The following is a 12086-nucleotide window of genomic DNA, read 5'->3' as shown; positions in this document are numbered from 1 at the left end:
TCAGATCCGGATATCTATGCCGGTGGCGATGTGGTCGAACTTCGTCACCAGGTCACCGGACAACCTCTGTATATCCCGATGGGATCGTTGGCCAACCGTCACGGACGCATTATCGCAGAAAATATCGCTGGTGGAAATTCCAGGTTTCCGGGTGCGCTCGGAGCTTTTATGGTCAAGGTGTTTGACTACAATGTCGGCACCGTCGGGCTCAGCCAGAGCGCGGCCGAAGCCGAAGGTATGGAAGTCTTTTCCGTCTGGGGATCATTTGTCGATCGGCCCGATTATTATCCGGAAACCGAGCCTGTTTCAGTTAAAATCGTGGTCGACAGCCAGACCGAACTGCTTTTGGGAGTGCAGGCGATTGGCAGGGGCGATGTCGTCCGGAGAATCGATGTCGGTTCGGTCTTTTTACAGAATAAGTGTAGACTCGATGACCTGATCGATTTCGAGCATGGTTATGCTCCGCCGTATTCAGAAGCGCTGGATCCGCTCTATCATCTGGCTACACAGGCCAAAGCGATAAAGCGGGGCTTTAAAATCGACAGCCCGGATACGGTCTACGATAACGCGGAGATACAGGTGCTGGATGTCCGTGAACCGGACGAGATCGAGGCACTCCCGTTCCAGGCGTCAAATCTCATTACTATATCTCTCAATGACTTACGCGACAATCTCGATAAGCTAAAACGTAACCGGCCGATAGCCGTATTATGCCATCGGGGACCGCGATCCTATCAGGCGGCCTGTATCCTCAAAGCGGCAGGATTCGAGCAGGTTAGCTATGTCGGGGGCGGAACCACCTTGAGCGTCAAATCATTAGCTTGACAGGCGCGCGAATTCGTATATCTTAGAAAATCTGTCCGGTATTTACCAGGCGGTTGTTATGAATGAGAACAATGGAAATAACTGGTTTCTGGCGCTGTGCGGCACCAATCACAGGCTGACTGCGTTAAATGAACGCGCGCCTCTGGCTTTGGGACATGATGATCTTGCCAATGGTCATCTGGAATTGATGAATTTCGGCCATGTCTTTGAGGCCGTGGTGATTTCGACCTGCAATCGGATAGAATTCTACCTCGTTCTCCCGGTCGGTGTTGATCCCTTTAATGTCGTCAAGCATTTCTATATCAATTTCCGTAAGCTGGATATTTCGGAGCTGGAAGAAAAATTCTATGTCAAAACCGAACTGGACGCCGTTGAACACCTGTTTCGGGTATCAGCTGGTTTAGATTCCATGGTCCTGGGGGAAACCCAGGTATTTGGCCAGGTCAAGGAAGCTTACAGCTCTGCCTGCATGATAAAATCGGCCGGCAAGATCATACATCGGATGTTCCACCAGGCTTTCAGGACGGGCAAGCAGATCCGTACCGAAACCGACCTTCAGCAGGGTGTCAGCTCTGTTTCGGGGGCCGCCATGCAGCTTCTGCAAAAGCATCTCGACGGCGATCGTTCACTTCCGGTTATCCTGATCGGTGTCAATGAGATGATCCATATCGCCGCTCGTCACCTGATGAAATCCGGCTATAATAATTTGATATTCGTCAATCGTACTGAAAGCCGTGCACATGAGATGTCGAACAAGTACGGTGGCAGTGGAAAACCCTTGAGCGAGCTAAAAAGTGTTTTGCCTGAAGCGCAGGTGGTAATCACCTGTACCGGGGCACCGGAGGCGATTATTGACCAAAATATGTTAACTGGTGCAATGGAGAAATCAGGTTCAGGTCTTACTATCCTGGATATGGCGATTCCGCGTGATGTGGTGGCGCCTGATATGACCGATCCACGTCTTGTACTGCTGGATTTAGAGGATGTCGATCTTTACCTTAAAGAAAAGCAACAGGTACGCGAGGATTCAGTGCCCAAAGCCGAAGACCTGATTCGACGACGAATCGAGGAATTTCGTTACTGGTATGAGCACGCCAAGCATGAACCACTGACGGAGCGAGTGGAGCATGCGCTGGAACGGATTCGTCGCGAAGAAATCGCCGAGATCTCTCAGGATCTGGATGATGACACCAGCAGAAAGATAGAAGAGTTCTCCCATCGATTGATTGATCGACTCCTGAAAACCAAACGCCGTTGCAAGAAAGGAAAACAGGTCTCATGAAACCTAATAAAGAATATCTGCCGGTAAATTTGAAAATCGAGGGTAAACATTTTGTGGTAGTAGGTGGTGGAAAGGTGGCTTCGCGCAAGCTCGATCTCCTGGCGGTACGCGGTGCCGACACGACCCTGATCGCACCTGAAGTCAATGAGCGGATCAAAGCGCTCGAAAAGCAGTCGTTAGTCAAGGTTTTCAACAAAGAGTACGATGCGTCTGATCTTGACCAGGCCGATTATGTAATCGCGGCTACAGATGATAAAGACCTGAATCATCAGATTTATGAAGAATGTCAGAAGCGGAACATCCCGATTAACGTAGTCGATGATCCGAAGTATTGCGATTTTATCTTCCCTTCGATCCTCAGGCGCGGGCCGGTAACGTTTACTGTCTCGACCGGCGGGGGATCACCGTTTTTATCGGCTTTTTTGAGGCAGATCATGGAAAATGCTTTCGGTGAGGAATGGGAGTTCATTGCCAAGCTGGCCGAAAGATACCGTAAGCAAGTAATGGAAAGATTTAAGGATCGCGATGATATCAAGGCTGATTGTTACAAGCGTTTTCTGGATGTTAACTGGGTCGGGATTCTGCGCAATAAGGGTGAAAATGAAGCCGAGGAGTATTACAACCAGCTTCTCAACAGTTTGGAAGAAATCTGACTTTGTCTATGCAAACCGGTAAAAAAGGTCGTGTGTTTCTGATCGGTGCCGGGCCTGGTGATCCGGACCTGATCACTATCAAAGGTCTCAGCCTCCTGAATCTTTGCGATGTTGTCGTCTATGACAACCTGATCCCGCATGAACTGATCGTCAGTTTACCCCAGAATATCGAGAGAAAATATGTCGGTAAGATCACCGATCAGCATACCCTTCCACAGGAGCAAATCAATCAGCTTTTGGTCGATCTCGCGCGGGAGGGAAAAACAGTCGCCCGTCTCAAGGGGGGGGATCCGTTTGTTTTCGGACGCGGTGGTGAAGAAGCGGAATTTCTGAGAGAAAACGATATCGAGTATGAGGTCGTGCCGGGAGTGACAGCGGGACTGGCGGCGGCCGCATATACCGGAATTCCGGCCAGCCATCGAGATATGTCAGCGGCGATTCTGATGATGACCGCTCACCGAACTCCGGAACATTCCAGTATGATGAGCTGGGAATGTATCGGCAAGATTAAAAATGGCACGATCATCGGTTATATGGGTGTCAAGAGCCTGCCGGATGTCATCGAGCGTTTAATCAGTGAGGGAATGTCTCCGGAAACCGAATCGGCATTGATCGAGCGAGCATGTTTTCCAACCCAGCGTGTGGCCCGCGCGCATTTAAAAGATCTGCCGCAGAGGGCTAAAGAGATGGAAATCAGGCCTCCTGCAATCTTTATCATCGGCGATGTCGCCGGTTTATCAAAAAACCTGGCCTGGTACGGTCGCGATAAAGCGCTGGCCGGAGTCCGGATTATGGTAACCCGTCCGGTCGATCAATCGGGCTGGATATACAGAATTTTGCGCGGGATGGGAGCCGAGGTTCTGGCCTGTCCCACGATCAGGACCGTCTTTACCGAAGATAAGCGCGGATGGCGTACGCTGGCCGAAAAAAGCGAACTGGACTCGTGGCTGGTGTTTTCCTCCGAAAACGGAGTGCGTTATTTCTTCGGTTATCTCAAATCAAAAGAGGTCGACCTGAGGGCGATCGCCTCGTACAAAATCGCGGCCGCCGGAAGCGGTACCCTGCGGGCCTTGAACAATCTTGGATACTATCCCGATTTTATCCCTGAAGAGTCAACAATGGTCGATTTCGCACAGGAGTACTCTCAAAAGTACAATCTTTCAAAGAACAAAGTGAAAATCATCAGGGTGCGTGGAAAGCTCGACAACGATCCGGTCGAAAACATCCTCCGCCAGGAAGGCGCGCAGATAACTTGTCTCGACCTGTATGAAACGGTCAATGCCGAATGGGAGGAGAGTGAGATTCGCAGGTTATTCAGCTATCCACCTCACATGATAGTTTTCTCCAGCGGTCGCGCGGTTAATGCCCTGGTTGAAATCCTGGGTGACCAGAGAACCAATACGCTGGCTGAAAAGTCTTTGATTGCAACTATCGGGCCGACCACATCGGAAAAAGTCCGTCAACATGGTATGGAAGTCGCGCTGGAGTCCTCAAAACACTCGATTCCCGATTTGATCACCACCATAGCTGAATATTATCAAAGAGAAAAAGATGTATAAGATTGCCACGCGGGGCAGTCAACTGGCGCTGGCCCAGTCGGGAATGATAAAGGATATGCTCCGTCAGAGATCCGGGTTCGAGGCGGAACTCCAGATCGTAAAGACCGAGGGAGACAGGATCAAAGATATTCCGCTCTCGCAGGTTTCGGGAGCAGGTTTTTTCACCAAGGAGATCGAGCAGTCGCTGATCGACCTGCAAACGGATATCGCGGTCCACTCGCTCAAGGATCTGCCTCTTGAACAACCTCACGGGCTCCGAATCGCGGCGATTCCAGAGAGAGAAAACTTTCAGGAAGCATTGCTAACCAAGCGCGAGAAAATCGATCGCGATAAACCTCTGTTTTTAAAGCAGGGTCTCACGATCGGCACCAGCGCAATTCGCCGCCAGGCACAGATTCGCTCGCTCAGGCCGGACCTCGAGGTGCGCGAACTGCGCGGCAATATCACCACCCGGCTGGACAAGCTTCGCCGGGGCGAATACGATGCGATCATGATTGCCAATGCCGGTCTGCTTCGACTGGGAGTAGATATCGATGATCTCGAAAAGATCGTTCTGGATATTGATATGATCATTCCTTCACCAGCCCAGGGTGCGCTGGCGGTGGAAACCCGTTCGGCTGATCTGGAAGTCTATGAAGCTGTCGTGCGTCTTAATCATATCGAGACGCAGATGGCTGTCTGGGCTGAGCGCAATCTGCTCCAGCTCTGCGGAGGCGGATGTCATCTGCCATTGGGCGCGATCGTCACACAGCCGGGTGACGAGTGGGAATTGACAGCCTACTGGTCGTTTCAACTGCCTGACAAATCAGCGGAATCTGTGAGGGCAGAGGGGAGTTCTTCTAATCTGCACGACCTGATCCGGGACGGGTTCGCGCAAATCAAATCACGCGAGATGAAAGCGCGGTTGAAATTTCATGGTCATGACAACGATTCCAAAAGAAAGCTTTTGATAACCCGTTCTCCGCAGAAGTCTCAACCGTTGATATCAAAACTCGCACTCAGGGATGTGGAGACCGTTCCCTTTCCTGTCAACAAGCTCGTTCCTCTTGAAAATCCTCCCGGCTGGGATGGTATCAAAAGCAGGCTCGATGATTATGATATGCTGATTTTTACCAGCGCCAATTCGATCAATTATTTCTTCGAACTAATGCACAAAGAGGGTGTCGATCCTAAATTCGCCCGAGACAAGCTGGTCGCAGTAGTGGGCGAAAAGACCGCCATGGAGGCGGTCCGGTTTGAATCTAAAAAGGTCATTGTTTCGCCGGTCGCCACTGGTGCCGGTCTGGCCAGTCATTTGAAATCCGCATTTGCCGGGAAACCTCTTAAAGCTCTTCTCCCGGTCAGCCGGAAAGCGCCGACTAAAATCCAGGAGACCCTGGAAATCTCCGGCTGGCAGATCGAGCGACTCGAGATCTATGATTCCATGCCGGAGGAGAAAGAAAATCTCCCGGAAGTTGATCCATCGGAAATCGATTATGCTTGTTTCACCTCGCCCTTGACAGTCGAGTACCTCCGTGCTTATATAGATATTCCCGATGAGTGGATAGTGATTTCCATCGGCCCCAGCACAAGTGCGAAACTTGAGGAATGCGGTCTGCGGGTCGACTGGGAACTGCCCAATTCAAATTTGGAGTGGTTATGGCAGGTGCTTTGAGTTCGGATGAATTGAATCGCCCCCGTCGTCTGCGTGCTTCGAAACTGACGCGGAATTTGGCGGCGGAAACACGTCTCTCGACAGCCGGTATGATACAGCCGTACTTTGTGCTTCCCGGAAAAAGCAAGATCGAGAAGATTGAATCTATGCCCGGGATCGAGCGTCACAGCGTCGACACACTCGTGCGGAAGATCGAAAAAGATCTCAAGCTGGGTATAAGAAATATCATGCTGTTCGGCCTCAGCGACAAAAAGGATGCCCGTGCGAGCATGGCTTTTTCGGCCCAGAATCCGGTTGTACGTGCTGTCGAAAGGCTCCGCAGGGAGTTCTCCGGTGATCTTTTGATCGGTGTCGATATCTGTCTGTGTGCCTATACCGAACACGGCCACTGTGGACTTATCAAAAATGATAAGATTGACAACGATGCGACTTTAAAAGTTCTGGCAAAGATGGCGATTGCTCATGCTTCCGCAGGAGCGGATATTCTGGCTCCTTCTGACATGATGGATTTCCGTGTGCGGGAGATCCGTCGGGGCCTCGACGGTTCCGGCTTCAAGGACAGCCTGATAATGTCGTACACCGCCAAGTACGCGTCGGCATATTACGGTCCGTTTCGGGAGGCGGCCGATTCAGCACCATCATTTGGTGACCGCAAAACTTACCAGATGGATTATCGCAACAGCCGTGAAGCAAAAAAGGAACTCGAACTGGATCTGACCGAAGGCGCTGATATCGTCATGGTCAAGCCGGCTTTACCATACCTCGACATAATTTCGCTTTTTAGAAGAAACACCGCATTGCCGGTAGCGGCCTATAATGTCTCGGGCGAATATGCCCAGGCCAAGCTGGCGGTCAGGGCAGGACTGGCCAATGAACGCGAACTCGTACTGGAAAACCTGACCTCGATAGCCCGTGCCGGGGCGGATATCATACTGACTTATCATCTCAGGGATATTTTAGAAAACAGGTGGCTCGATGAATAAACTTGAAAAATCAGAAAAGTTGTTTGAACAGGCCTGCCGGATTATTCCGCGCGGTGTTAATTCACCGGTTCGGGCCTTTGGACAGGTCGGTGGCAGCCCGGTCTTTGTCCAAAAAGGTGACGGCGCGTATATCTACGACGTCGATGGCAACCGCTACCTCGATTACTGCCAGTCATGGGGGGCGTCGATTCTGGGACATGCTCATCCGAAGGTGGTCGAGGCGGTCAAGAAACAGGCAGAGCTGGGTACAAGTTTTGGTATTCCCACTGAAGCAGAAATCAAGCTGGCGGAAATCCTGACCGAGAATCATCCCGCTGTCGAGATGGTGCGCTGTGTATCATCCGGGACCGAAGCGGTCATGTCGGCCCTCAGGCTGGCGCGCGGATTTACCGGTCGTAAGGGAGTGTTGAAGTTTGACGGCGGTTATCATGGCCATGTCGACTATCTCCTCGTAAAGGCCGGTTCCGGGCTGGCGACTCTGGGGTTGCCCGGGTCTGCGGGTGTCACCGAAGAAAACGTCAAGCATACCTACAGCGTCAAACTCAACGATACCGAGGCGGTCGACCAGGTTTTCGCCGAACACGGCGATGATATCGCCTGTATACTGGTGGAGGGTATTCCCGCCAACAACGGTCTTCTGGTGCAAGCGCCTGAATTCATGAAGCATCTTGAACAGACAGCGCATAAACATGGTGCTCTTTTGGTGGTCGATGAGGTCATCACCGGCTTCAGGGTCGGACTGCAGGGAGCGGTCGGGTTGTATCAACTCAATGCCGATATCGTCATGCTCGGCAAGGTGATCGGCGGCGGTCTGCCGGTTGGTGCATTCGGTGCCAGGGCCGATATCATGGAAAAGATCGCGCCTCTCGGACCGGTTTACCAGGCCGGCACATTATCAGGTAACCCGTTAGCGATGGCATCCGGTGTGGCGGTGTTGAATGAGCTGATCGAATATGATGCCTTCAGCGAATTAGAAGAAAAGGGTGCTCATTTCGAACATGGTTTGCGCGAGATCATATCCGAACATGATTTGCCAATGAATTTGTCCCGAGCCGGTTCGGTCTTCTGGTTATCATTAGACGGCGGTGATCCACCCAGACGCGCATCCGAGATCAGCTCCGAATCGATCAAGCGCTATTCGGTCTTTTTCCATCGTATGCTCGAGAAAGGTTTCTATTTCGCGCCTTCGGGGTATGAAGTCGGCTTTATGACTACCGCTCATACGAAGGAAATGATCGATGACACCCTGACGGCTATGTCGGATGTACTGCCGAAGATATTTTAATCAGAGAGCAAATTTACTGAATCAGTTCAGTATTGATTCCCCTCTTTAATCTCGCTTTATTGAAACTCAAAAGCATTTGATTTTGGGTTTTAACATTCATATTATCATTTGAGCGGGAACAATTCCAGGGAGTGATAATTATGAGTGATAAGTCAAAATTTTCATCTTTGGTAAAAAGCGAAGACTGGTGGGCAGTCTGGTTTGGCGCAGTAATTATAATAGTAGCGCTGGTTAACGCCAGTATCGACTTTCCGGGCAAAGCCCCCAAATTGGGTGAATGGATCACCAACCCATTGACGCAATTCGAGAGCTACAGCCGTCAGATAGCCCTTCCCGATAAACCGGATGATCTGCAGATCGAAGGTCCCTTATCCAAACACCTCAAATATGACGATGAAAAGGGGATCTTGATCTACAAAGGCTTGATGACTTCCGGGCAGAGGGAAACTATGAAGGAGTTCTCTGCCGATCAAAATTACAAAGATGCGATCGATAAACTCTTTCAGATGCCTGTCAACGCTCACAGCAATATTGTTCTCAAACTCCTTTTTCTTCTCGTGTCGCTGGCATTCTTGACAGCGGTCGGTGTCAAGGCGATGGGAGGAAATCCCTTCGAATATATTAGTGGTTTCACCGTAATCTTTGTCCTCTCAATTATTGCCTACACTTTTGCCGACCAGCAGGTGATCAGAGCTTACGGGCTCGGTTACGCTTTCTGGGCGCTTTTGATCGGACTTTTGATCTCGAACACAATCGGTACGCCCAAATGGCTTCTCTCCGGAGCCAAGACCGAGATGTTTATCAAGACCGGCCTGGTGCTTTTGGGTGCGGAGATACTTTTCGGCAAGATTTTATCTCTGGGCGCGCCCGGCCTGGTAGTGGCCTGGGTGGTCACCCCGACGGTGATATTCTTTATGTTTATGTTCGGTACTCGGATTTTGAAGATGACTTCCAAAACCCTGGTGATGATCATCGCCGCCGCGACCTCGGTCTGCGGTGTATCAGCCGCGATTGCCACGGCCGCCGCCTGTAAAGCCAAAAAAGAGGAGTTGACCCTGGCGGTCGGGATGACTTTGATTTTTACGGTCTTGATGATGATCTTTATGCCGGTCGGAATCAAGATGCTGGGTATGAATACCGCGGTCGGCGCGGCCTGGATGGGCGGTACTATCGACGCCACCGGGGCTGTCGTGGCGGCCGGGTCGATGCTGGGAGCCGAGGCCGAGAAAATCGCCGCGGTGGTCAAGATGATCCAGAATATCCTGATCGGCGTGGTCGCCTTCATTGTAGCGATTTATTTCACGTTTAAAGTCGAACAGCGAAGTGATGCCACCAAACCTAATGCGATGGAGATATGGTATCGCTTCCCGAAATTCATAGTCGGATTTGTTGGCGCGTCGATACTGTTTTCCTTCGTGTTGATTCCGATCTATGGAACTGGATATGTCGAAAGCGATGTGATCAAAGCCTCGACCAAAACATTGCGGGGATGGCTGTTCTGCCTGGCGTTTGTGTCGATCGGACTGGAGTCGAACTTCCGTGACCTGGGAAGCCAATTGGTGGGCGGTAAACCGATCATATTATATGTCATAGGCCAGAGCTTCAACCTGATTTTGACTCTGTTTATGGCGTTTCTGGCTTTTGGAGGAATCCTGTTTGGATCGTTCTAAATCGAAAAATCTGGCTTTAATAAAATTCTTACTCGGTCTCGTGTTTCTTGCTGGTTGCCTGGTGATGTGCGTGACTGGATTGATACCGGCCGAGGAAGTCGCGGTGGTGGGGCATAACCTCGAGACCAAGCTCGATGCCACCCCGCTTTTCTACTCCGACAGCGATGATATGACTCGCCTGCAGGAGGGACTGGATAAAGTGCTGAACAGGGATTCGATCCAATAAAAAAAGCAGCCTGTCCATAGCTGCCTTTTATACTATTGGTTCGAGAATAAATCTAATCAGTCGCGGGTCTCTCTCAGCTTGTCCTGAACGATCTCGCGTACCTCGTCATTGATCTTGATCGTTTTTTCGCCGAACAGGGCGAAGCGGATCCAGCGGAAACCGAACATCAGAAGCTCTTCGTCGCTGTCTTTGATTCGGGCGACAGTATCATCATCGATGTCGAACTTCTTTAAGAAACTGCTGTTGAAGATGAAACTACGGAAGCGGTCGAGGTTGTAGCTGGCCAGAAAAAACATATCGATTTTCTGTGGGATGAGCTGGGGCTCTCTTTCGAAATAGGGATGGGTGTAAATGTCTTTGTACAATTCACCAAACTTGTTGTAGTCTTCGATTCCCTGGTCTTCGGTCCATTCCTCGATGGTTTGCTCTTTGTCTTCCTCGAAACCCTTGCATGAACCTTCCTTGAGTAAGAAGAAAAACTCATTGTCGAGCTGAGAATTGCCTTCACCCGGAGAGGCCAGCCCGAGCGGGTACATGCGGCAGGCCCATGGACGATCGTTGTAGACAGTGCATCCTTCTTCGGCCACGAAGAAACATGATTTCTTCTCGTCATCCTGCATTCTCAGGACGACCACCGGAAGTTTCTGACCCTCAGCGGCCGGGAGCAGTGTGTACTTGTCCAAAAATTCCTGCGAAGAAATTCCCAGGGCGTTTTTGAGTCTTAGGACGTCGTAAGGAGTCAGGAAAATATTGACGTCCCCACAACAGTCATTGAAACATTCCACGCCGGAATGACAGGCGAACTTAAACTTGTCATCTTTTTTGAGACGTGGATATTCTTTCAAGATAGTGTCTTTGAGTCTTTGAATCTCTTTCATCGACATAGAAACTAATCCTCGATTATGTCTTTTTTAAGCGCGCTCGGCGACCAGACCGGAATCGGCCCGGTTGTGTTTGTCTGGGGGTTATAACTGTGGCGATAGGAGGCATTCTGCTGGAATTTTTCGCGCATCCAGTTCCATCCGCGAACATAGTAATTGCATTCGTCGTTGAAGCAAACCCAGATGTATTCAACCGACCAGGTCGAGTCGGGCGGCACTTTCCATTTTAACATCTGCGATCCGCAATGAGGGCAGATCGTCATGTTTTCTGTACCGTTTTTGTTTTCAACCATCTGCATAACCTTTATACGTTTTACTCCTTCATGGTTATGGATTTTAATTAGAAATCCCCCGGGTGAGATCACCCGGAGGATTCTATTATTAACCCAAATTAACAATCTGGTTAATTATTCATAGAGACGCTTAACCGGGCGCTTGACCATTTCCCATTCGCCTGAATCCGGGTGCCAGATGCAATTGACAAAGGCTTCCCAGTCTTCTTTCATCTTGGGCTCGTCAGCGCGATAGTAGTAACCCGGCCAGCGGGTTTCTTCACGAGCCAGGATAGTGCGAACGTGAACTTCAGCCTGCCACATACGGTGGACATTCTCCCAGACACGCATCAGTTCGTGCAGGTCCTCGGCGGCCAGGTTATCGGCATCTTCCCTCAGGAAGGAGAGAAGTTCGAGACCCTTCTCGAGCTGAGCCTTGGAGGTGGAGAACTGAGCGGTAACACCACCGGCGTACTCATCCATGATCTTCTGCAGACGGAACATGAACATTTTCGGTTTCATGTAGGCAGGATGAATATCGACATCGGAAGTGCCCTTGCGGTTCTGATCGAACAGTTCCAGAGGCTTGAGGATCTTGGTCCTGAGCTCGTCGATCACGCTCTGGTCAACAGCCGGAAGATCAGCATTGTCGAGCGCGAAGCGGACGGCGGCCTTACCGGCGATACGACCTTCAGCATGGGAACCGGAAGAGAACTTGTGCGAGGAGGCGCCAGAGGCGTCGCCGGCGCAGAAGAGGCCCTTCACGGTCGACATGTTGGTGTAACCCCACTTGTAC

The 12086-nt window shown here is 50.8% G+C and carries 12 protein-coding genes; 9 read left to right on the top strand and 3 right to left on the bottom strand.

The features are described from left to right. The 9 genes from GF404_03190 to GF404_03150 all read left to right on the top strand — a co-directional run. Nucleotides 1-825: pyridine nucleotide-disulfide oxidoreductase (locus GF404_03190; protein ID MBD3381182.1), on the top strand; the 825-nt coding region annotated here is incomplete at its 5' end. Between the two features lie 58 nt (nt 826-883). Beyond that, nucleotides 884-2107 (top strand): glutamyl-tRNA reductase, encoded by a 1224-nt coding sequence (locus GF404_03185; protein ID MBD3381181.1) that lies wholly within the window; start codon nt 884-886, stop codon nt 2105-2107. After that, the gene (locus tag GF404_03180; protein ID MBD3381180.1) at nt 2104-2760 is read left to right on the top strand and encodes a bifunctional precorrin-2 dehydrogenase/sirohydrochlorin ferrochelatase; all 657 of its coding nucleotides are present in this window, start codon (nt 2104-2106) and stop codon (nt 2758-2760) included. Before GF404_03185 ends, GF404_03180 begins: the two co-directional genes overlap by 4 nt. 2 nt (nt 2761-2762) lie before the next feature. Beyond that, nucleotides 2763-4319: a uroporphyrinogen-III C-methyltransferase gene (gene cobA / locus GF404_03175; protein ID MBD3381179.1), complete on the top strand. Its 1557-nt coding sequence runs from the start codon at nt 2763-2765 to the stop codon at nt 4317-4319. Continuing rightward, a complete protein-coding gene (gene hemC / locus GF404_03170) occupies nt 4312-5973 on the top strand; it encodes a hydroxymethylbilane synthase (GenBank protein MBD3381178.1) in 1662 nt (553 codons plus the stop codon). The genes cobA and hemC overlap by 8 nt, the downstream gene beginning before the upstream one ends. Then, a complete protein-coding gene (hemB, locus tag GF404_03165; GenBank protein MBD3381177.1) occupies nt 5958-6956 on the top strand; it encodes a porphobilinogen synthase in 999 nt (332 codons plus the stop codon). The genes hemC and hemB overlap by 16 nt, the downstream gene beginning before the upstream one ends. Further along, nucleotides 6949-8241, top strand: coding sequence for a glutamate-1-semialdehyde 2,1-aminomutase (gene hemL / locus GF404_03160; protein MBD3381176.1), 1293 nt, complete (start codon nt 6949-6951; stop codon nt 8239-8241). Before hemB ends, hemL begins: the two co-directional genes overlap by 8 nt. A 425-nt stretch (nt 8242-8666) precedes the next feature. After that, the gene (locus GF404_03155; protein MBD3381175.1) at nt 8667-9911 is read left to right on the top strand and encodes a putative sulfate exporter family transporter; all 1245 of its coding nucleotides are present in this window, start codon (nt 8667-8669) and stop codon (nt 9909-9911) included. Further along, entirely contained in the window at nt 9898-10137 is a 240-nt protein-coding gene (locus GF404_03150) for a hypothetical protein (protein ID MBD3381174.1), read from the top strand. The genes GF404_03155 and GF404_03150 overlap by 14 nt, the downstream gene beginning before the upstream one ends. Nucleotides 10138-10193: 56 nt before the next feature. Here the strand turns inward: GF404_03150 and GF404_03145 are convergent, their stop codons facing one another. The 3 genes from GF404_03145 to GF404_03135 form a co-directional block, all read right to left on the bottom strand. Continuing rightward, nucleotides 10194-11021 (bottom strand): YkgJ family cysteine cluster protein, encoded by an 828-nt coding sequence (locus GF404_03145; GenBank protein ID MBD3381173.1) that lies wholly within the window; start codon nt 11019-11021, stop codon nt 10194-10196. 5 nt (nt 11022-11026) lie between these two features. Beyond that, entirely contained in the window at nt 11027-11311 is a 285-nt protein-coding gene (locus GF404_03140) for a hypothetical protein (GenBank protein MBD3381172.1), read from the bottom strand. 114 nt (nt 11312-11425) lie between these two features. Next, nucleotides 11426-12086: adenylylsulfate reductase subunit alpha (locus tag GF404_03135; GenBank protein ID MBD3381171.1), on the bottom strand; the 661-nt coding region annotated here is incomplete at its 5' end.

The organism is Candidatus Zixiibacteriota bacterium (genome assembly GCA_014728145.1).
In the GTDB taxonomy this organism is placed as follows: Bacteria; Zixibacteria; MSB-5A5; order JAABVY01; family JAABVY01; genus WJMC01.
Note: the sequence above shows the minus strand (reverse complement) of the source record. Positions and strands in the feature narration are given on the sequence as shown.